The following is a 20,480-nucleotide window of genomic DNA, read 5'->3' as shown; positions in this document are numbered from 1 at the left end:
CTCTCAGAACAGCCCGGGCGCATTTGAAGGGTTCATGGTCATGTGGCCGAACGGGGTCTCCAATATCGGCTCAACCCCTAACGTGCCGCCAATCCGTACCGCATCATATTGGGCTGCGCGCATCTCTACGTTAATAGGCCCGATCTCGATCTTATCCGGCGTCGACGCCAGAACCCAAACGATTTGCGCCTGCACAAATCCGGTGACACCACGCAGTGCTGCGACCAGATCCCGAACTACGTTATCTGCTGTCCAGTTGATCACCGGGATCCCTTCAGCCTCTTCATCCGGCAGGCTGATTTCAAATGCCCAAGGCTGATAGACTTCACCCTGGTGGGTGATCGGCTCCCAGTTCGGCACAAGGTTGGTGGAACCAGTCCAGTCTGCTTGCGTCAGCTTGATCAGCGGCAGTACAACCTCATCGGTTTCCTGCCCATGCATCGCGCCCAGCATGCGATTGCTGAGTGTCGACCTCATGGGAGCATCTCCAGATCAATCTGAATGACAATGTGTTTCCCGGCCTTGGACGCCCGATACGGCTTTCGAAACCGGAACGTCTTCAGATCACCGGTAATCGGATGCGTCGCATCGAACGACAACGCCCCACGACTTAGATCGGTTTCGAACCAGGTTCGAAAAACGGCAAACTCCGCGCCTGTCAGCCAGGGTAGCGCAAACTGAATGTTTGTCGGGACCGCCGTGAAACGATTGCGGGTTTTTACGGGCCCCGAGTCAAATTCAGTTCTGACCACGGAATCCACCGGCTCTTCGCTATATGTCCCGTCAACCGGGCAGAACCGGATACTTGCAGGCCAAGTCGGCATTATGCACCTCGCGCCTTATCCCGAATACCAAAGCGCTGCTGAAACGCCTTTGAATACCGGCCGCTGAGCAGATCGTCATTCACCACTTCACTGATCATGACCCGCAGACCGCGACCGTCATCCGATCGCGCGGTCTGAACACGCGCGCTTGAATGGTTTTCGATCGTGACGCTGATCGGGACATTCACATCCCCACCACCATTGGCACGCACCCCAAGGTCACCTCCCGGCATGCGAACCAGCGGCATGATTGCCTCTGCACCTGCCTCCCCCATCAACCCGGTGCGGCCGCCTGCCATTGGAAACAGAGTAGGGCTGCTGACAACGCCGCCCTTTGCAAAAGCGGTGACTGCCGATCCACCGGAAAACACGTTGCCCTTGGCGCTGGGGAAAATGCCATTGAACAGACCATCGAACACGCCGCTATCTGACAGCTGCCTGAATGCGGTCTGCGATGCCATGCGGATCAGATCTTGCGTCAGGGCCCGGGCCGCATCACTTGCATTGCCGGATCCTGTCACGAAGCTGGTGAAGGCACTTTCAAAACTGCTTTCAAGGTTTTTCGCCATACCCTCCAGCTTGTTGACGCTTTCATCAAGAGCCTTGATCGCGCGATCCTTGACTTCGTTGGTGATGATCTCCGGGAACTGTCGGTGCAATTCATTGATGCGTTCCAGCTCCTGCGCATACCTTTCTGCTTTGCTGAGGGTTTCCTGGTAAAGGCGCTTTGCCTCATTCAGGTCGGGGTTGGAGCGCGAACCTCTGCGCCGAGTGCGTGGCGGCTTATAGCCTGGGCGGTTCTCTTTAGGGACCGCACGGTCTTCTGTAATTCGCCCGGCATTTCCGCTTTCATTCCGAGGATCGAAAAAATCAACATTGCCACCGGTGATCCGGTCAAAGCTTTCCGATCGGGCGATTTCCAAAGCTTCCGCCAACTCATCCTTAAAGGCTCTGGCCGCCTCGGTGCCGTCATTCAGATTTGACTGATAATCGACCGCCGACAACTCAAGGGCTTTTAGAGAAGCCTCGACGAGCTGGTCATAAAACTCTCTCCCCTCATCCTCGGCATCGGCAAGGTTTTCTGAGGCTGTCTTGATGAAATCAGCCAGCTCGATCATCAATTCGGCTTGCTGGCGCGCACCCTCTGCCTGTCCGATCTCTGCAAACCGGGCCACAACCTCACGGGCCTGATCATCCGTAATACCAAGAATATCTGCCAGATCATCGAACCTACGGCCTATGGGTTCAAGGCCGTCGAGTCTCCCCTGAAGGTCCGTTATTTTTTCAGTAAGAGCGTCCAGCTCTTCAGCTGGTGTATCCGAGCTGAAGTTCAGAGCCGAAAAAAATGCCTCGCGAACACCTTTCAATTCCTCTTCCAGCGAACTTACAGCATCCTCATAGCGCCGAATGTCTTCCGGCGCCAAGCCAAACACATCGGACACTCCCAATTCCCCGGCGATGCCGCGTGCTGTGTCATCCAGCGCACTCTGCGCCCTGATTTGCGCCATTTGCTGATTGATTTCGAAGATCGTCCGGGCTTCATCTGCCAAGGAACCGTAATCATTCAAGAGTGAAGCCGGACTGGCCGCAATCAGGGATTGTGCATCCTTGAGAGATTTGATCGCGTCGGTAAGTTCCTTGATACCGTCTTTCGCCGTTTTGGCGCCGCCACCAAAATCAATCAGATCAGTCGCAAGCGGAAGCAAAATGCCAGCCAGAACACCAGCCGCAATGCCAGCCGTGCCGAAACCCAAGGCGAGATCAGGCAGCTGAATGGCCAGCGCCTTTACGAAATCACCTGTTGCAGTGGTTTGCTGGGCAACCTGAGAGAGTTGCAAGGAGACGTTGCGCAAGCCGCCGTTGGCGAAGGATTTTGCGCTTGTATCGGCCTGCTGAAACCCGCGTTCGATCGCACGCTGTGGCCGCTTGAACTTCTGTTCGATGTTCTTCGCAGTTTTGTTCATACGCGCTTCTGCAGTCGCAAGCTGCTTGGTCAGCTTGTTCAGCGTAATGCCGATTTCGGCCTGAAGGCCCGCTTCATCCAAAGGCATCAGAACCCCTCAATCCCCATTTCCGCCAGGCGGTCATCATCGATATCCGCCTCAGCCTTTCGCGGTTTGCCGGAATACCCATCCGAGCAGGCGACGAATTCCCAAAGGGACATCTCATCGATCTGCCGCGGCGTGAAACCCATCACTGCGCCTGATCCGTAGAACTTGCTGAATCGCCATTTTCCGGGGGGCTTTCCGCCCCCTGAGGCTCCCCCACGGGGTCATCTTCCACCCCCAGAAGAGCAGCCGCCAGAACCTGCAGCGCCACCACCTTGAACCCGATGATCGGGTGAAGTTCGATCATGTCCAACACGAGTTTCTTGGCTTCTTTCTCATCCATGCCCCCGCCGATCAGACCGAGGCGAAGAACATGGACAATGTCATCAACCCGCCAGCTTCCGATGCGCAAACGGTTGAGAACTTCTTCCGGCCCGGAATCGAGCGCGTCCTGCAACGCCCGAAGCCGACCGATTGGAAGGGCAAACTTGTGTTCGCCCCCATTCCAGCTCAACTCGATCATTACGGTTTCTGGGTCCGCGTTGGCGTGCCGTCGAACTGAATATCCAGCGAGGCTGTGACCTTCTGGCCCTTGGTCCGGGCATTGCTCAGATTGGCCAGCAGCGCGGCGCCCTGCTCGTATTCGGTGTCACCGGATGCTGCATTCAAATGCCCAATGCGGATGTTTTTCGTCGCCGACGAATAGTACCAATCCAACATCTCTTCGTGGGATTCCTGCGCCCAGACGCCGGTTCCCGACACGCTGACCTCGATGCTACGCACCTGCTTTTCGACCGAAAGCGGCAGGCTTTCGTCGGCACAGTCCGGGATCTCAGCCGAGTCGATCTGCGCAGTGCGAGTGATATCAACATCGACCAGCCCGCAAATGCGCGCGTACTGACCAGGTGTTGCGGTTTCCAGTTCAAGAACCAGTTCCTCGAACTTTGCTGTTGTGGCCTTTGCCATAGGTTAGGCTCCTTCTGAGGGAATTGGGCGCTTCACAGCGCTCGGTCACGGCCTTGCCCAAGGGCCGGGATATGGGCCACGGGCTATTTGCCCGTTTTCTTTTCAACCAGCGTCGCCGTCTTGGCCGCGATCGCTGCGTCGATCAGCTCTTGCGGGTAAGTTTGAGGCTTTTCGCTTGCCTTCACTGCCCATCCGGCATTGGTTTTGCGAGAGCTGTAGTTGAAGTCCTTCTGAAAGATCGCTTTTGCCATTTTCTAAGCCTTTTTCATTGCCCGGTTGACCGACGCCCGAATATTGCCTCTTACGCGAGACTTGTTTGCCCGAAAGACAGGCCAAAAGTACGGATTTGCCGAGATCTGCCCTGTCGACTTGCCGCTTTTGTGAAACCGGGGCGCAGTGCCAAATTCAAACCACCGGGCGACAGCTGGGAACCCATCAATGTCGGAATATTCTTCGGTCCGGGCAGTGGCGTAGATGGTAATCGAGATCTTGCCGAACTCTCGCTTATTGACGGTTCCGATTGTCAAGCTGCCTTTTGGGGCCTCACCCCATGTCCAATCCACGTCAATCTCAGGGATTGGCTTGAGAGTATTCATCTCGGCAACGATCTTCGTTGCTTCCTTTTCGAGTTGCTTCCTCAGTTCCTTACGGACCAGCTTCGGTACCTTCGCCAGCCTTTTCCGCAGATCGGCTGAACCCTTGACCATGCGCCTATTCCTCGACCAGTGCAGTGACGACAACGACACCATGCGTGGTCAGCGGATCCTGATCCGGAAATACCCGCGTCTGCTCCACCCGGATCGTGTTCAACACATATGGCGAAGGCAGGCTCAGCGCCTGTTCGTGCAACGACCTGCGCACGGCGTCCACCAAAGCCCGGCAGGGATGCGTATTCCCTCCATCACGCGACCAGCAGTCGACCTGCTGTGTCGCCCTGATCCCATCCACGCAGTCCGCCTCATCAGGGATGGTGTCTCCCGGCCCCATTGTTATCCGGGGGAACGGATCGCTCGACGGGGGGTAGTCAAATACATCCGTTCCGACGATCGCAGCGACAGCGGCATCGGCCTTGAGCGTGTCAATGATGAGTTTTTGCAGCTCAGCCGTGACAGACATCAGACAGCCACCCCGCTTTCGGCAACGATGTAGATCCACAGCCGATCTGTGAGATCATCGATTTCCCGAATGTTGTAATCCACTCCGCGACGCACATCGCGCATCCGCCAATCGGTTGTGATCTGCCGCGCATCCCGGCTTTGCCGGATCTTGATCTTGAAAATGGACCGGCCCTGCAACCGGGCAGCGTCCACCGCTTCGGACCCTCGCGAATAGATGAAATCCGCATGGCAGCGATATTTTTCTTCGAACCCAGTGCCGACGCCACCATAACTGTCCGGATTCTCAATCGGCTTGCCGAACGCAACCAGATGCCTGAGCCCACCGCTCATATGCGTACCCAACGATAGGGGCTGATCAGGTTTTTGACCCAGCTGTTCATTTCGGGCGAACCCTGCCCGCCCCGATCGTCAAACATCTGGCGCACCATCTGCATGACCGCCAGTTTCAGGGCCCACGGCACATCCTTGGCGGCCCCGAAGCCTGCAGTAAAACTGACCGTCACCGGCGCCGGATGATTCTGACTGGTAGCCGGAAGTGTGAAGTTGCGATCGATCAACACCATCGTGCCAAGTTCGACGGAATGGAAGTTCACCTCCTGCGCCGGCAGAATCTGCTGCGTGTCGCTTTCATCCAGGTATCGGATTTCCACATTGGTGACATCCGGAACCGGCAGAACAAAGCAACGCTCAAAACAGGCGGCCTCCACCTTCCACGTCTGGCTAACCATGCACCGACCGAGCACCCCCCGAAACCCGTCCAGATGATCGGTCGCCGCGCGGATGTACTGCTCGATCAACAGATCATCCTCATTGTGATCGATCACGCCGTTCCGTTTGCACTCATCTCTTGTGACGGGCCTTTCGGTCGCTTTGGTTTCGAGGGTTGGTCGGAACATGGTGGATTACTTCTTCGCGGTTGCTTTGCCGTAAGGCTTGGGGTCGAGACCCATTTTCTTTGCCGCTTCCGGCGTCATCGACTGACGTCCTGCCACAGAAGGTTTCTTCGCGGCTGGTTTCGCGGCTGGCTTGTTCTCTGGTGTGGTCATGGCGACCTCCTCTCTGGTTTAGGGACACGCTGACGATGCCAACCACAGGGGTTCAGCATCGCAAGCGTGTCCGGCGTTTCCACCGGACACTCTTTGCGACCAAAGGCCGCCTTATGCCATTTGAAGAACCTTCAGCGCCTCAGGGTTGTTGACCCCGCCGCCCACGCGCTTCGTGGTGTAAAAATGCACATAAGGCTTGTTCGTGAACGGGTCGCGCAGAACCCGCACACCTGACCGATCAACGATCAGATAGCCACGCTGGAAGTCACCAAATCCAATCGGCAACGCAGTCGTCGCAACATCGGGCATACCCGGCAATTCTGTGATGGGATATCCGAGCAACTGGGCTGGTTGACCTGCCGCAAGAGATGGTTGCCAAATCATGTTGCCATCCGCGTCTTTCAACTTGCGGATCATCCCCTGCGTGGTGCGGTTCATCGTGAAACGTGCGTTCATGGTGAAGGCCGTCGGCAGCGCATAAACCAGGTCGATCAGATCATCTGTCGCGATCGCAGCGGCGCCCGCAGCCGCAATGGCTTCGATGGAACCCAATGGGTTCGTGTTCGCATTGGAACCGCCAGTTACAAACGTCAGGAAACCGGCAGGCTTATTTGCCCCGGTGCCAGCGATGAAGGCCAGGCCTTCCTGAAGTGCGAACTCGGTTTCCACCTCACCAGCGATCCACTGCTCCAGATCGATTTCACCATCGTCCAGCATTTGCTGCGTAGCCGCCGGGTTTGCATAGATTTCACCCGGATTGTAGGCCATGGGCCCAAACTGCGGTGTACCGGTTTCGCCCCGGGTTGCAGTCTCACCAACCCAACCGGAAGCCGTACCACGCAGGTTGTAAAGCTTGGTGAACCCTGCGGTCGAAATCGTGATCATTCCCGCGATCTGACGCATTGCGGAAACTTCGATCAGCTTGTCGGTGATCGTGCGATCCCATTCTTTGGGTGCGACGTAGCCACCCTCTGCATCCGCGCCTTTGTTCAGCGAGGCCTGAACATCACCTCGACGAACATGCGCACGGAACGCATCGGTATATTCTGGGTCCGGTGCGGCCCGGCTTTCACCGCTCAGCATCTCCATCGCGGCAATCTTGGCATTGTATTCATCGACAGACGCCTGCAACGCCGACACACTGGTGTTGATCTTTTCCAGTTTGTCCGTGGTCACCACGTCGTCAAACTTCGAGGCGATCTCCTTGTCTTTTTCGTCCAGAGTCGCCTTGAAATCAGCGAAATCGCCCTGCAGCGCTGACAGAAGCGCCTTGATGTCACCGGGCGCTTCTGCACGCACAGCGACGATCCCCCGCGCCTTGGCGGGAACCTTGAAGTGTTTCATCTTTTCGTCCTTGTCAGGTTTTGATGATGTCGCGCAGCCCGTTGATCATGGCTGCGATTTCGTCAGCGTCGTGCGTGACGGTTGGGGCAGCGCCTGGCATGCCCCCTTTTGCATCGGCCAGAAGCGCGCGGCGTTCTGACCTCGGCATTCCCGATTTGGCGAGTTGCACGTCAAGCCGCTTGGTTGCGTTGACATTGCGCAATGCTTCCGCCTTTGTTTTGTCTTCTGTCACTGCATCAGCAGGCAGGAACCCGTCCGCGAGACCGTTTTCCACGGCACTCTCGCCATTGAACCAGGTCTCGCCATCCATCCATTTCACAGCTTCTGCCTTTGTGGCACCAGATCGATCAGAATAGACGGTGGCCATGGCATCATCGAACGGTTCGAGCGTTTTAGCAGCTTCGGCGAGATCGTGGCGATTGCCGATGGTCACCGCCCACGCATTGTGCACCATCAGGAAACCGGCTTTTCCGATCTGGATGTCATCACCGGCCATGGCAATGACGGACGCCGCTGACGCAGCCAGTCCCAGGACGCGCACAGTCACTTTATGAGGGTGCGCGCGCAGCATGTTGTAAATCGCAACGCCCTCGAAAAAATCACCGCCCGGGCTATTCAGGTCAACAAATACCTCCTGATCACCGATCGAGCGCAAGGCGGCGGAAACCCGTTTGGCAGTAACCCCGCCACCAGTCCACCAATCCTCACCGATAACCTCAAGCATCGAGATCGTATTGTCCGGTTCAGATTTAGCGCTGATGCCGGCGTTCCATTTAGCCAGCGCATCCGGATCCGGTTCAAATGCGCAAACAGACGGAAGGCGCCCGGCCGTGATCTCAGGTAGCTGTCGAAGTGTCATCGTTGCCTCCTTTGCCGACCAGCCCCGGAGGCGGCGGCGGTGCTTCATCAAGTTCTTCCAGATCGGACAGTTCGCGGACCTCTTGCCACTTCATCCACGGCTGGTGTCCACCAGCGCCCAATGCCTTGGAGAAGAATTCGGCCTGATCGGTCATTGAACCTCGCAGCAGCGCGCCGGCATTGAACTTGGCCTCGTATTTGTCAGCGTCTGCTTCACTCAAAAGATCGCGCTCAATCGCCTGCTCCCAGGCAACAAACCATGGATTCAGGCCAAAGCGGACGAACAGTTGACCCAGCACATCGATGCCGGAGCCCCAGGACGTATCGTCAAGGGCCAGAAGCGGGCGAGGCACACCGAACGGGCGCGCGATATCCTCAATCTGGAATTTCCGGTTCTCGATGCCCTGACTGTCCCGGCCAGTCTGGGCCACCCCCTCCATCGTCATTCCCTCTTCCAGAATCTTCCAGCCATGGGCACTCTCAGCCCCCTGACCTTCATCCATACTGGCTTGCAGGCGCCCGTATGCTTCGGGCGACAACTGCCCCGGGTGCTTCAACACACCGCCAACGATCATACCGTTCCGGAACAAACGGGCAGCAGCTGTCTGGGCTTGAATGGCCAATCCAATTGCTTCCGCCGACTGCTTAACTAGCGAAAGGCCAGTTTTGCCGTCCTCCGACAGGCCGAACCGCACGTGAAAAACCTCACGCTGCTGCAGCACCAGCTTGCCGCCGTCCGGCTTTGTGAACGTGTATCGCAGCGTAAAATCGGTGTTCTGGTCGATTTTCGGCGTCCCGAAGTTAAGCGGGATCAGCTGGGAAACCCGGTCGCCCCCCCAAATGATGCGCGCAAAGGCGCTGCCGTTCTGCAGCGCGATCTGCTCCATGAACGATTTGAATTCAAAGGCAGTCTGCCAGGCGTTCGGCTTTCGGTGCAGCACTCGATACAAAGGATGATCTGTCGCGTTCTTCTTTGTGCCCTTGATCTGCAGATGCAGCGGCAACATGCCAATCGAGAACGACAGCAGCGATACACACCGCATGACGGTGGTGTTCTTCATGGCGCTTTTAACCGAAACGTTTGCCCCGGATTCCGTCATTGTCCCCGAACCGTTCCGGATGAACTCATAAAATGCCGGATCGTTCAGGCCGTAAAACGCCCCCGCTTCACCTGCCATTGCCCGAACCGACTGCTGAACCGACGCATCCGGCGAGGCTTTGCGAAGGAAGTCAAAAAATGCCATATTCTCCTGCCTACACCGTCAGAATGCCGCGTTCCTGATAGACGGATTTCCCTTTTCCGACGGGATTCCAGCTCATCAGCTGTACGCAGTTGAAAAAAGCCATGAGTGGATCGATTTTTGCCGATCCGCTTTGGGCCTTCGTTACGATCACCGCGTTACCGCGGGGCTCTGTTTTTGCGTTGCCGACGCACCATTCCATGATGCGCTGCCCGCAATGGATCAGCGTTCCGTTCTTCAGTTTGACCGGGGCGGCCTTGATTGCGGCGTGCAACTTATAGCCCTGCGGCACCGCCCTGATGTCTTCAATCGCGAACCCGACCTCGATCAGCGCGTCGATGATCTTCGCCACGCCCTCCGGATCCATTCCGATTCCGTCTTCATCGGGAAGGAGCCCGGCCGAACGAAACTGCAAGCACCAGTCGACGATTTCGGGAATTGCCTCATCTTCTAGGTTGTCGACAAAGGTCAGATCGCCGGTCCGTTCCAACGCTTCCAGTTCAGGCGCGATCACTTTGCGAAGCTCCAGCACGTCCCGATCGGCCCAAGCCTTGCCCCAGAACTGCCATTTCTTTGTTTCGCTATGGCGCCCCATCACACCAAAGCCCAGCAAATCGTCCAGCCCGCCACCATCAACGCCAACAACACAGACATCCGAGGTGGCCATGATCGATTCCAGCGTCATGTCCTTGCCAGCCTGGGCCCAATAGTCGGCACCAACCCACCGGCCCGTATTCAGGCCCACGCCGATCTCGACATTCAGGTGCTGCGAAGCAAAGAGCGCAACACTCTCCATCCCCTCACGCTCGGCCTTCCGAAGGTCGTTAACCAGATCCTCCAAAAAGACCGAGCGCCCGAGGTTCGGATTGACGAGATGCCATGTGTTCGGATCTCGCCATTTCTCCTTTTCCGCCATTTCGCGCGGCAATTCGTACATGACCGCCAGCATCGGCAGTCGGATCTCACCGTCGCGAACGGCGCGGGCCGTTTGCAGCTCCTTTTCGAACTGGCCGGTCGGACGTTGCTTCGACTGCGTCGTGATCTGAAGGAAGAATCCCTCAGGTCGCGATTTCAGCCCGCCCCGCAACTCGATGAAGATATCGGGCGCTTTGTGCTGGCTGCCCAGAACATGGGTTTCGTCGACAAGGATGTAACACCCCTTCGATCCCGTCACGACGCTGCCATCCGCCGACAGGATCATGATCACTGCCTCTGTTATCAGATGCGTGATCTGTTTCTGATGCAGTTGTGGCTTGAACAGCTTCGACAACTGATCATCCAGCGCGATAATGCCTCGGATCGTTTTGAATGCGATGCCCGCGATCTTTTGCGTCGGCGCAATCAGATATAGTTCCGCCTGCGGACGCTCATTCATGATCGCCGCCGTCAGGATTATCCCGGCCGAGATGGCTGATTTGCCGTTCTTCTTCGGCACCAGCAGGAAGAATTCCCGCAACATTCGCCGCTTCGTTTCGGGGTCATAGCTTCCGAAAATGACCCGAACGAAATCGAACACCCAATCGTCGCAAATCTCGCCGAAAGTCGGCGTGCCTGGTAGATCTGGAACCTTGAACCGCTTGAAGATCCGCAGAGCTTTTTCCGCAACCTCATCAAAAAGCGGAAGATCCGGGATCATCGAAAGCCCATTCAGGATTCGATCTTCCCAGTCCGGAACGGACGTGTCCCATTCAGGATCAACGCCCATATCCTCGAATTCCGCAGCGAAATCCAACATTAGTGCTGCATTCCCGGTTTCAGATCATCACCCCAGCCATCGCTGGATCCGTCAACAACCTTACCGGCATCTTTCAGCGCCTGTTCTTTCTTACCCAGAGGGGGCGATTTCTTGGTTTGCTCCTGGGCATCCTTGATCCGGCCAGCCGTCAGCATCAGATCGTTTTTCTCGATCATCTGGTTCAGAAGCCGCATTGCGCCGACGTTTCCGGCCTCGGCCTGCTCGATGACCTTCTCAAAGCGCATGGCATCGAGGCGATCCCGCTGGATGTCACGACACTTAAGCTCGGAAAAATAATACCGTCTCAGCGTGGGCCCCGAGCAGTGAATGGCGTTGGCAATCCTTTCATTGGACCAACCGAGAGCAAGTAACACCATGACTTTATTGCGGTTTTTCTGGGTCGGCTGATGTGCTGGCCGCCCCCTCTTACCGTTGGGCAGCCGAACAGGATCGCCAAAGAGGTCGAATTCTTCGTCGGCCAAGAAAAAAATCTCCGAATGATGGGGAGGCGGGTCTGGGCGGAAAGCCCTTCCAGACTTTCGACCCCCCCTCCCCTTTAGAGGTCGCCGCGCTTCTCGCGGCTCTGCTTCACCTTGTCGTGCCATGCCTTCGACACGACCTGCCAATTACCTCGATCCCAGAAGAGTTCGAGGTCACCACGGTCTGGCTCTTTGTGATCAACCACAGGACTGTCAGGCGCCGGGTGTTTTCCCAACAGCGGCACACCAGTCTGCGCGCATCGCAACATGTCGCCACGATCCACCGCTTCCTGCATCTTCTCTTTGATGAACTGGGCCCGCGCCCGCTGCCAAGCAGCCGTGTTGATCGGTCGATCTGATCTGCGCGGAGATCCTTTTCCCGTTTCCGGTCGATCCCGATGCAATCGTGACCTACCCTTTCGCAAACGCGATGGAAGGCCACGCCCTTTCAAGGCGCCCATTTACATCTCAACTGTCCTGATAAAGAGAAACGCCCGAGGCGGGTTTCTCCGCTTCGGGCGCACGTTTGGTGACTGCAATATGTCAAGAGGGCTAGAATTTCGTCAAGTCTTTTTTTGCCAGGGCTGTCTGTCTGGCATCATGTCATTCAGCACAAATGCCGTCAGGTGCGTTATTTTCAATGCCTCCCTGAGTTCCAACAATGCACCGTACCAACCCAAATAGGCACGGCGCGATCGAGCCACTGCATCTACCGATGGCCAAACAACGCAAGGGCAATACCTGATCTCATCATATACAACCACGCCTTTGCGGTTTCTTCTGGGCTGGGCTGGCCAGCCTTGAGCGCCAAGCTTGGCTGAGTTTTCAGTTTTGGCCCTTTTCCCATACCGGTTTTCTGTGGTCGACACAGGGTAGTAGTGAGGCTTTGCATCCGGCATCCAGTCCGGTTGCTGGCCAGCTCTAGCCAATTCCGCAACATTGATAGCCATGCGTCTGCCGCCACAGTATTCCGGCAGGGCAGCGACAGTCGAAGCCACTATTTCAGCGTCATGATGAGGATAAGATTGACCGCCTCCCTGAACACGGCACCCAAGCTCAGCCTGCACCATCATCCTGTAAATCGGATCGACCGCCGTATAACTCAACGAACTTGCGATCTCATCAAAGTCGAGGCTGGCCAATTCCCTTTGGAACGCCCATTCCAGCAAAGCCTGAATGCCGATTTCCTGCTTACCTTTGCCTTTTGCAGCCAGCGCAGTCTGCGATCTGGCCGCCTGCAAGCCCATATCATGCATCATTTTCCCTCACCTCACTGCCCGTAACACTCAACCGTCTACCGTTTCGATATCGTTTCGCTTTTCGTTTCGCCCCAAGTCCCTATTTTCATTAATCTTTCTTTGTGAAATAGAGTTATGTAACAGTGAAACGGTAATTTTCTAAACTGATTACACACGCGCACACTTAGCGTGTGTACCGCCCAGAGCGTTACGCCGTTACACCTCAATTTCGGGAAATTATTATTGCGTAATATCAACGCCTTTCCCCCGTAACTTAAAGCGAAACGATAGCGAAACGCTTAATACCAAACCGTTACGCATATTCTGGCCCTTCCTCTTGCGCCGGTGATGTTTCTTTCCATCCCGGAAGGAGCCGCGCGGGAACGACAAGGCCACGAACCGGCCTGCCACTCACCCGCACGGTCCCGGGTGCTGGATGTACGTCTGTGATGGTGTCCAGCGCTGCCCTATGACCGCCGCCACGCCATCGTGTCCCGGCCAGCGCGCGATCCAGCAGCGGGTTCTGACCGTTTGCGATGAACATGTCGTGCTGGTTGTTTTTGCCTGCCAGCAATCGAATACCGAGACGCCCCAGCAGCTTGTTGTCATAGGGCTCCGGATCACCATCCACGTCCTGCATCCGCTCCAGCAGTTCGGACACGGTGACAACGCCACCATGGTCTTTATGCAGAAGTGCCGAGAATATGGTGCGCAAGCAGCGCTCACCCTCACCCTCTTCCTCTGCCTCTTTGGACTGCGCGATCAGCGGCTGCGCCAGTTCCTTTGCAGACTCCAGACGGGCGAGGTCCGCCTTTCCCGTCGATGGGTCGACCAAAGGCGCGTCAAACAGCATCAAATCCCATCCCGCCAGGATGGCTCCAATCGTATCGCCGGAACGGGCCCGCGCGCCGAGGCCCTGAACCAATCCGTTATACACCCGGAACGTCTCATCCCATCGTGCCGGTGCCAATTCCAACATTCGGCGCCAGACTGCGGGACCAATCTCTTGCGCATCGTGCTGCAGCTCAGCCAGCAAAAGCGCCTGGTCAGCCGGTTCCGAGCTTTCTTCACGCTCACCAAGGGTCAGGATTACAAACCTCGATCGATCTGCACTGGTCATGGGCGCAGGAATGATCGACGCCAGAAACCCGGCCCCGTAAAGCTCGAACCGAATGCCGGAATGATCAGACGTCCCGCGCTCAACCTGCGCCCCTTCAGCATCGGACATCAAACGGAACAGGGCGATAACCTCGGAAATCGCACCGGTATCATCAGCTTCGGCCTCATCGAATATCCGCGCCACAGCCATTCTGTTGGTTGTCTGTCGGATCGCGGCCGCACTGGTCGAGTTCTTGACGCCAGTGGACATTCCACCCAACAACGCCGAGACGACGCGCGTCGCTGCTGTTTTACCGGCACCATGCTTGCCCTTGACATACATGTGCGTACGCCAGCTGGGGAATTGCCCCAATGCCGCCTGCCCGACCCATCCGATCAGGGCATCTGCATCGCGGGATCCGCTCCAGTTCCAGAACCTCTGGATTCTGTCGCGCACCCATTTGAGGTCATCAATCGCAGCAGGCTGCGCCGCAGGGTTGGTTCGCGATGGAACCGCCGGGTAAAGGGCCCGGGCGATCATTCGGCCCTTGCGGTCCTGGTCACCGGGCGCCTGAATGCTTTCACCAAGGTGAACAATCGGGCTTTCGCTGCGACCCCGCCATGTTCCAAAATGCCGGATGGACATGGACGGGTCGAACAACGGCAATGAACTGCAGGCCTGCATCAACTGGTCTGCGGCGTTGGCGACATTGAACCCGTGATCCCGCTTACCCTCAGGGCGCCCGATCCGCGCCAACTGCCCAACCGGATCTTCGCACCCGGCCACAAGGGCCACCAGATTGGCGCGATTATTCATCGCCCCGGCTGATAATTCGGACATTTCCCCGCGGGCCGTCAGGAAATGGAATTTCCCGGCTGCCATTCCCAATGGATGAACCGGAAAGCCGTCCGGCAAACCCACATCCCCGGATTCATCGATCAGATCCGGGCCGCCACCCTCACTATCCGAGGCGTCGCCTTCCCCCCGAGGGGTGAAACCCGAAGGCGCGTCATTTTCGACCTTTTCAGCTGCTTGAAAGGCCTCTCGCACTTCACCGATATTCTGATCCACTCGATACCCCTCTAATTCGCCTGTTGCGCGGGTTCGTCCCGCTGTGATTTCAAGATGTCATTGAGATCCCGACCTTCACCGGCCGGCACGATCAGACCTTCCAGCCCCGGACGCAGCGCCATGGCGCGCTTTATCCCGCATTCGAGCTTGGCCCGTGTCATTTTCGGATCTGAATCACCGTCCATGATGAACACCAGGCGCTTGCACCATTCCGGCGGCACAAAGGCCTGTTCATCATCCATTTCCGGCAGGCCGGACCAGCGCATCCCCTTTTGCTTCAGCATGCGCCCGGACATGTTGCCCAGACTGATGCCAGCCCAAAAGGCTGCGTTTTCGTATGGTCGCGCGACCATCGCGGTCAGAGTGGTTTCGATCCCCTCACCCACTACCAGTGTTTCCGCACCAATCGGCGTGAACAGCCGGATCGCGCCGCCTTTCATGGAACCGCGAACCAGCTTGGATTTAAGTTCCTGATCATTCCAAACGATCCGCGCCTTGCCGTTGGGCTGCGCCAGGTCGATCCACGTCCGGTGCACGGCAGAACCGTTGCCGTCTGGGCCCTGAATGACGGCCACCATGGCGGGCCCGGTGTGGGGGTTGCGCATCTCACCGTCGATCCATTTCAGATAGCGGTGCTGCGCCTGAAACCTGATTACCTTCGGAATACCGGGCAACAGATCTTCAGTGATACCCCTGCGGGCCAGATAGTCCCGGATGACCTGGGATTGGTCGCCGCTGGTCGAATTTCGCCAGATTTTCCGGGCATCGCGCCGGGCTTTTGCCCGGGACTTTTCCGCGTATTTGGCATCACGCCGGGCCTTTTCCTCGATCAGGCGCTTTCGTCTGGCCGCTTCTTTTTCATCAATATCGGCAGGCCGCGCGCCGCAAAGAACATCGAGAGATTCAAGAAATCCAACCTGCAGAACCTCGCGCACAAGCGATATCTGGTCATTTCCCTTGATGCCGCACTGCCGGCACCCGAACAGAAAGGTCGTCAGGTTGATCCCGAACCTATCCTTGCCACCACACCGCGGACAGGGTCCGATCAGTTCACCGGATTGCCGGATCAGTCCTTCGATGCGCAGAAGGTCGACAACTTGCTGAACAGGTATCTGCTTGGCCTCGAACAGCCGGGGATCCTCACGGCGACTCACAACCGCACCCCCAGTTCTTTCGCCCGATCGCGTAGTGCTTCCATCTCCCCCGGGAACCATGGCCGATCATCGAATTTACGGGCCTTCAACCACCCGGAAATCTCCCCCGCATCCAGTAGCCGGATCATTTTCAACTTGGCCTTTTGCTGGACCGCTGACATGACGCGTCGATTGACGTCCCCGATCGGTTGAAATGCGCCGGCCTTTGGCTGGAAGAGGTCATTCATGGTCAGTCTCCAGCCTCCGGCCTGCCCAGATAGTCCAGCCACCCATCCTTTTGCGTCCAAACACGCAGATGCTTCAGGTCACGAACCAGCTCATCGGAGCTTTCCGGAAAGCCATTCTGACGCAGCAGCTTGCAGGCCAACTGGATCTTCTCTTCTGCCTGCGCAATCTGCACGCGCACTGCGGGAAGGATATCTGCGGTAGCTTTCCGGCTCATGGGCGCACCACCCAAACCGGGCTGTTGCACTGCAACGCACTGCACACGTCATTCCAGACCGTCTTGGATTGAAACGATGCCGCACCCGGCAGAACAAACACACCGCTGGAAACCGCGCGAAGCCCTGCCCGCCAACGCATCCACTGTTCGGAACTTGGCTCACCAAGGAAGGCGCCCGCCTCGATCTGCGCGATCACCAAATCCGGAGACCAGGCAACAACACCCTTGCTGGCGAACAATCGCACCAGTTCAGCCAGTTCTGCCGGCGATCCGTCAGGCGGTGATGAAATGTACAGAACACGGCCGCCGAATTGCTTAGCAACATCCGAAGCACTGTCGACACGACGCAACAGGTTGCCGCTATATTGACGTTCGAGGTCGCGCCAACTCAGGGATGTCTCCTGCAGGAACCGCCAGCGCGCTTCGTGCTCAGCCGCAGATTTATTGCACCTGATTTCCGCTTGGCGAAGTGCTTCAGAGTGGCGTTCAAGTCTCTGCTTGACATCACACGACATTTCGACCTCCAAACTGACGCAAAGCTTGCGGTGCGCGTCGGAATGGTCGCAAATGAGCGCACACAATTATTAGGAGAAATTTGGCGTGCAAATTCTTACTTGGCTCTTTCGTCGCGCCCCAAATGAGCGCACCCCGGCCCCCGCCATTACCATTCCGGAAAGCCTGCCCCCGCGACCCGCACCAACAGATGATTATCAGGATGACGAGTTTGAGCTCGCTACGATCGATGATGAAATCCAGTTGGAAGAGATCTACTGCACTATCGACTACAGGGCCGCTGACGGCATCGAAACCAGACGCCGGATTACACTTCTCAGCGTCGCACCCGGGGCCAAGGGATCGCTTTTGCACGCCGTCTGTCACGAACGGCAGGCCCTGCGGAAGTTTCGCTGTGACCGAATAATCTGCTTCATCGACATGGATGGCGTGGTCGAAGAAGCTGAGGACTTTTTCCGCGACACTTTGTACATTGATCTGGCCTCCGGCAGGCGCAGCTATACCGACAGCAAGGAAAAGATTGCGGACTTCAAGGAGTATCTGCGCCCGGCCCTGGCTGTCATGGTGCTTGCCGCCAAGTCCGATGACGAGTTTCATGCAGAGGAGTTGGACATAATTTGCCAATACATCGAGGCCGAAGCCCTCACCAAACAGGCTGAGAATTTCGATATTGGTCTGGACGAACTCAATGCGATGACGTCGATTATCAGGCGCATGCGCCCGCAGGCCAGAATGCTGCCGGAACACGTCAGCAGAATCGGCCGCTTCAGCGACGAACGCTACAAGAGGTTTCGAAAATTCCTGTCCCTTTTGATCATGGCAGATGGGCGGATAACCCCGGAAGAAGAGGACTTCCTCAGGGAATTTGACCAACTGCAATCGGGAGAAGCAATTCTGCAGGAATGATGATGACAATGCGCTGGAGGTCATTTGCACTTCTCCTCCAGCGCAGCCCGATAAGACAAAAGCGCGTAAAGCAGCTCATCGGTTTCCGCCAACGCGTGCCGCGCCTCAGGCTTCGTGAAATCTGACGGATCTTCTGATCGCTCCGAATGTGCCTTTGCATGAACATCCAGCACGTCGGAAAACTCACGCATCAACGTGTTGATGTTGGACAGCAGCGGCCCCTTGTCCGGCAGTGGTTGAAAGACACCACCGGCCAATCGGGCAAAATGGATTGCGACAGGCTCAGCCGACGCCGGCGTTATTCGGCCCAGCATGTGAAGGTACTTGATCCCCAATCCACCGGGACGATCCTTTTCAGCGCCTGATGCCTTCGAAAGGGTCGGAACTGACAGCCCGAGATCATCGCTGGCCTGCTGCAGGCCGCCATGGGCCTCGATCGCCTTTCGCGTAGTCTCACCGATGGAGCCCGGAGGATTGTTTCTCACGGAAAAAGCCCCCTGATCATTTGCCGTGCAATATCAAAGCCAAGGCCGCAGGCTGTCGGGCATGTTGATGAGCGCAGATTTGAGAACGTATGAATTTGGGCGGAGGTCATTGTTCGGTGACCTCCGCTGGATCCTTGGTCGCGTCATCCAGCCAAACACGAACCGGAACCTGATTGTTGGTCGCGTCTTCAATTTTGACAGCCAATTCCAGGCTGGGTTTGAAGGCGCCCGCCTCAAGTTTAGAAATTGCTGCCTGGTCGACACCAAGATCCTTGGCCAAATCCGCCTGACGAATGCCGTTCTTTTGGCGATATGATTTTAGAGAGTGCATAGCCACGTTATTCCTGACAGTCATATGATTGTCAAGAATAACTATTCCACAGCCGACTTTGCCTGATTAGGGGCGACATGAGAAACTGAGGATATGGAAGCCATGAAGCGTCTCAGAAAGCTGAAAGGTTGGAACCAAACCATGCTGGCCGAGGCCTCTGGTTTGGAGCAATCCACGATTTCTAAGATCGAGAACGGATGGGATGGCGCCACTCTAAGAAGCCTGAATTATATCGCTCAGGCTTTGGGCGTGCCCATGTATCAGTTATTTCTGGATGAAGGTACGGACGCCGAAATCAAAATCATCGAGGTGTACCGGTCTCTTCCTGACGACCGAAAGCGTGGTTGGCAGGATATGGCTCAATCGGTACTAATTGGCTCTCAAACAGAAGATCGATCAACTCTGTGAGTTGCTGTTTGTTCATCTGTTTGACCGCGGCCTCAAAACCGTCTTCCACCTGACTGCCTTTAACGAAATGCTGATCTGGAGCTTTCCTGAGAACCCCACTTGTCACCGCATCGCCCTGCTTCTTCACTTTTATAAACCCCTGTTAAAAATAAATCTTTTCCCACCTCACTGCGAGACAATCTCACCGTGACACCATAGGGCGTCACACGCCAAGATTGCAAATACCCTTTAAAAACATCCACTAATCGGAGTGGCCGGATTCCGGCCACTCTTGTAGACACTTCACAATTACGTCGCGATGGAGCCCAATATCTTGTGACATTTGCCTTTGGCTGGTCTCACCATTTGCACGAATAAACTCGTGCACCAGGGCGCAGTTCAGGCTGCCGTAGTGCTTTTTCAACTGCAAAAGGATTCGCAGATTCGTTTCCGCATCGCCCAACATGGGCCCGACCACCACCCCCGTTTCGATCCGGATTACTCCTTCACGTATTAGCATATTTTATGCTTATTGGCCTAAAATAGCAGTCTAAGCAAACTTTGACAAAACCCAGAGAGAAAACGCTACCTGGAACAGTTGTCGCATTCTCCCGCCTGTGGTTCCATTCATAATCAAGTTTATTCGTAAGGAGATATTATGCTCACCACCCTCGCAGCCAGATACCCAGTTCCAACTTATTTTTTGTGCTTTACAGCCCTTACATTGTTGGCCAGCTGCGCACCGCCCAAGGCTACCGGTGTTGGGGAATGGGACGGTAGAAAGCACACGATCACTGCCGAGACCAAGCCGGGGAAAGGTTTCTCAGATATTTATTACATTGTGGCAATTGATGGCGACAACGTTATCAACGCCCATATTCCAAGATCAGATCAAGTAATTGAGAATGGTAGCCTATCTGCAGTAGCTCATGGCACACACGCTGGCCATCGCGTGGATGCGAAGTTCACCCAAACCGCAAATTTCGACCGAACCTACTTTAGTCATCAGATCCGTATCGATGGTGAGCTTGTAGCTGTCATTTCACCCTAACCATCAGGGCTCAAAGCGGCGCGCATTTTTGATCCCAATCGCTGTACTTCGAAGTTGCTTGCTTTAGGGCGGTCGGCTGCTCGATTTTGCGTTATTCCTGATGGTCATATTTATTCTTGACACATATATTCCTGTCAGTCATAT

The 20,480-nt window shown here is 56.2% G+C and carries 29 protein-coding genes; 3 read left to right on the top strand and 26 right to left on the bottom strand.

Annotated features, from left to right (window positions below):
• Positions 1–3 precede the first annotated feature (3 nt).
• The 24 genes from ACR0D6_RS08200 to ACR0D6_RS08085 all read right to left on the bottom strand — a co-directional run bounded on the left by ACR0D6_RS08200 (position 4) and on the right by ACR0D6_RS08085 (position 17,178).
• Positions 4–477: a DUF1833 family protein gene (locus tag ACR0D6_RS08200; protein WP_480765138.1), complete on the bottom strand. Its 474-nt coding sequence runs from the start codon at positions 475–477 to the stop codon at positions 4–6.
• A complete protein-coding gene (locus tag ACR0D6_RS08195) occupies positions 474–824 on the bottom strand; it encodes a hypothetical protein (protein ID WP_480765137.1) in 351 nt (116 codons plus the stop codon). The genes ACR0D6_RS08200 and ACR0D6_RS08195 overlap by 4 nt, the downstream gene beginning before the upstream one ends.
• Positions 824–2,875, bottom strand: a complete 2,052-nt coding sequence (locus ACR0D6_RS08190; RefSeq protein ID WP_480765136.1) for a phage tail tape measure protein — start codon at positions 2,873–2,875, stop codon at positions 824–826. The genes ACR0D6_RS08195 and ACR0D6_RS08190 overlap by 1 nt, the downstream gene beginning before the upstream one ends.
• Positions 2,875–3,018 carry a hypothetical protein gene (locus ACR0D6_RS08185; RefSeq protein ID WP_480765135.1) on the bottom strand — a complete coding sequence of 48 codons (144 nt, stop codon included), beginning with the start codon at positions 3,016–3,018 and terminating at the stop codon, positions 2,875–2,877. The genes ACR0D6_RS08190 and ACR0D6_RS08185 overlap by 1 nt, the downstream gene beginning before the upstream one ends.
• Positions 3,018–3,395, bottom strand: a complete 378-nt coding sequence (locus ACR0D6_RS08180; RefSeq protein WP_480765134.1) for a gene transfer agent family protein — start codon at positions 3,393–3,395, stop codon at positions 3,018–3,020. The genes ACR0D6_RS08185 and ACR0D6_RS08180 overlap by 1 nt, the downstream gene beginning before the upstream one ends.
• The gene (locus tag ACR0D6_RS08175) at positions 3,395–3,838 is read right to left on the bottom strand and encodes a phage tail tube protein (protein ID WP_480765133.1); all 444 of its coding nucleotides are present in this window, start codon (positions 3,836–3,838) and stop codon (positions 3,395–3,397) included. Before ACR0D6_RS08175 ends, ACR0D6_RS08180 begins: the two co-directional genes overlap by 1 nt.
• Before the next feature lie 83 nt (positions 3,839–3,921).
• On the bottom strand, positions 3,922–4,089 hold the full coding sequence (locus tag ACR0D6_RS08170) for a hypothetical protein (protein WP_480765132.1): 168 nt from the start codon (positions 4,087–4,089) through the stop codon (positions 3,922–3,924).
• Positions 4,090–4,092: 3 nt separating this feature from the next.
• Positions 4,093–4,545, bottom strand: coding sequence for a hypothetical protein (locus ACR0D6_RS08165; protein ID WP_480765131.1), 453 nt, complete (start codon positions 4,543–4,545; stop codon positions 4,093–4,095).
• 4 nt (positions 4,546–4,549) lie between these two features.
• Entirely contained in the window at positions 4,550–4,954 is a 405-nt protein-coding gene (locus tag ACR0D6_RS08160; protein WP_480765130.1) for a DUF3168 domain-containing protein, read from the bottom strand.
• Positions 4,954–5,286, bottom strand: a complete 333-nt coding sequence (locus ACR0D6_RS08155; RefSeq protein WP_480765129.1) for a head-tail adaptor protein — start codon at positions 5,284–5,286, stop codon at positions 4,954–4,956. Before ACR0D6_RS08155 ends, ACR0D6_RS08160 begins: the two co-directional genes overlap by 1 nt.
• On the bottom strand, positions 5,283–5,852 hold the full coding sequence (locus ACR0D6_RS08150) for a head-tail connector protein (protein ID WP_480765128.1): 570 nt from the start codon (positions 5,850–5,852) through the stop codon (positions 5,283–5,285). Before ACR0D6_RS08150 ends, ACR0D6_RS08155 begins: the two co-directional genes overlap by 4 nt.
• Before the next feature lie 6 nt (positions 5,853–5,858).
• Positions 5,859–6,002 (bottom strand): hypothetical protein, encoded by a 144-nt coding sequence (locus tag ACR0D6_RS08145; RefSeq protein ID WP_480765127.1) that lies wholly within the window; start codon positions 6,000–6,002, stop codon positions 5,859–5,861.
• Positions 6,003–6,113: 111 nt separating this feature from the next.
• Positions 6,114–7,346 carry a phage major capsid protein gene (locus tag ACR0D6_RS08140; protein WP_480765126.1) on the bottom strand — a complete coding sequence of 411 codons (1,233 nt, stop codon included), beginning with the start codon at positions 7,344–7,346 and terminating at the stop codon, positions 6,114–6,116.
• 13 nt (positions 7,347–7,359) lie between these two features.
• Positions 7,360–8,205: a head maturation protease, ClpP-related gene (locus tag ACR0D6_RS08135; protein WP_480765125.1), complete on the bottom strand. Its 846-nt coding sequence runs from the start codon at positions 8,203–8,205 to the stop codon at positions 7,360–7,362.
• The gene (locus tag ACR0D6_RS08130) at positions 8,183–9,448 is read right to left on the bottom strand and encodes a phage portal protein (protein ID WP_480765124.1); all 1,266 of its coding nucleotides are present in this window, start codon (positions 9,446–9,448) and stop codon (positions 8,183–8,185) included. Before ACR0D6_RS08130 ends, ACR0D6_RS08135 begins: the two co-directional genes overlap by 23 nt.
• 10 nt (positions 9,449–9,458) lie before the next feature.
• Entirely contained in the window at positions 9,459–11,180 is a 1,722-nt protein-coding gene (locus tag ACR0D6_RS08125) for a terminase large subunit (RefSeq protein ID WP_480765123.1), read from the bottom strand.
• Complete coding sequence (locus ACR0D6_RS08120; RefSeq protein ID WP_480765122.1) at positions 11,180–11,662, bottom strand: resolvase; 483 nt, start codon at positions 11,660–11,662, stop codon at positions 11,180–11,182. The genes ACR0D6_RS08125 and ACR0D6_RS08120 overlap by 1 nt, the downstream gene beginning before the upstream one ends.
• A 74-nt stretch (positions 11,663–11,736) precedes the next feature.
• Positions 11,737–11,955: a hypothetical protein gene (locus ACR0D6_RS08115; RefSeq protein WP_480765121.1), complete on the bottom strand. Its 219-nt coding sequence runs from the start codon at positions 11,953–11,955 to the stop codon at positions 11,737–11,739.
• A gap of 267 nt (positions 11,956–12,222) precedes the next feature.
• Positions 12,223–12,918, bottom strand: coding sequence for a hypothetical protein (locus tag ACR0D6_RS08110; protein ID WP_480765120.1), 696 nt, complete (start codon positions 12,916–12,918; stop codon positions 12,223–12,225).
• A gap of 292 nt (positions 12,919–13,210) precedes the next feature.
• Positions 13,211–15,067: a hypothetical protein gene (locus ACR0D6_RS08105; protein WP_480765119.1), complete on the bottom strand. Its 1,857-nt coding sequence runs from the start codon at positions 15,065–15,067 to the stop codon at positions 13,211–13,213.
• A gap of 11 nt (positions 15,068–15,078) precedes the next feature.
• Complete coding sequence (locus tag ACR0D6_RS08100) at positions 15,079–16,221, bottom strand: DUF7146 domain-containing protein (protein ID WP_480765118.1); 1,143 nt, start codon at positions 16,219–16,221, stop codon at positions 15,079–15,081.
• Complete coding sequence (locus tag ACR0D6_RS08095; RefSeq protein ID WP_480765117.1) at positions 16,218–16,448, bottom strand: hypothetical protein; 231 nt, start codon at positions 16,446–16,448, stop codon at positions 16,218–16,220. Before ACR0D6_RS08095 ends, ACR0D6_RS08100 begins: the two co-directional genes overlap by 4 nt.
• Positions 16,449–16,450: 2 nt before the next feature.
• Positions 16,451–16,663 carry a hypothetical protein gene (locus ACR0D6_RS08090; RefSeq protein ID WP_480765116.1) on the bottom strand — a complete coding sequence of 71 codons (213 nt, stop codon included), beginning with the start codon at positions 16,661–16,663 and terminating at the stop codon, positions 16,451–16,453.
• Complete coding sequence (locus tag ACR0D6_RS08085) at positions 16,660–17,178, bottom strand: hypothetical protein (RefSeq protein ID WP_480765115.1); 519 nt, start codon at positions 17,176–17,178, stop codon at positions 16,660–16,662. Before ACR0D6_RS08085 ends, ACR0D6_RS08090 begins: the two co-directional genes overlap by 4 nt.
• An 85-nt stretch (positions 17,179–17,263) precedes the next feature.
• Here ACR0D6_RS08085 and ACR0D6_RS08080 point away from each other — a divergent pair, with 85 nt between their 5' ends.
• A complete protein-coding gene (locus tag ACR0D6_RS08080; protein WP_480765114.1) occupies positions 17,264–18,082 on the top strand; it encodes a WYL domain-containing protein in 819 nt (272 codons plus the stop codon).
• A gap of 20 nt (positions 18,083–18,102) precedes the next feature.
• Here ACR0D6_RS08080 and ACR0D6_RS08075 read toward each other — a convergent pair whose 3' ends face one another.
• On the bottom strand, positions 18,103–18,567 hold the full coding sequence (locus ACR0D6_RS08075) for a hypothetical protein (protein WP_480765113.1): 465 nt from the start codon (positions 18,565–18,567) through the stop codon (positions 18,103–18,105).
• A gap of 106 nt (positions 18,568–18,673) precedes the next feature.
• Positions 18,674–18,898, bottom strand: a complete 225-nt coding sequence (locus tag ACR0D6_RS08070; protein WP_480765112.1) for a helix-turn-helix transcriptional regulator — start codon at positions 18,896–18,898, stop codon at positions 18,674–18,676.
• A 93-nt stretch (positions 18,899–18,991) separates the two neighbouring features.
• Between ACR0D6_RS08070 and ACR0D6_RS08065 the strand changes: the two genes are divergently transcribed.
• Together ACR0D6_RS08065 and ACR0D6_RS08060 are read left to right on the top strand one after the other, a co-directional pair.
• Positions 18,992–19,306, top strand: coding sequence for a helix-turn-helix domain-containing protein (locus ACR0D6_RS08065; protein ID WP_480765111.1), 315 nt, complete (start codon positions 18,992–18,994; stop codon positions 19,304–19,306).
• A gap of 637 nt (positions 19,307–19,943) precedes the next feature.
• On the top strand, positions 19,944–20,336 hold the full coding sequence (locus ACR0D6_RS08060) for a hypothetical protein (RefSeq protein WP_480765110.1): 393 nt from the start codon (positions 19,944–19,946) through the stop codon (positions 20,334–20,336).
• Positions 20,337–20,480 lie beyond the last annotated feature (144 nt).

It is taken from the genome of Ruegeria sp. BJ6 (genome assembly GCF_056537885.1).
Note: the sequence above shows the minus strand (reverse complement) of the source record. Positions and strands in the feature narration are given on the sequence as shown.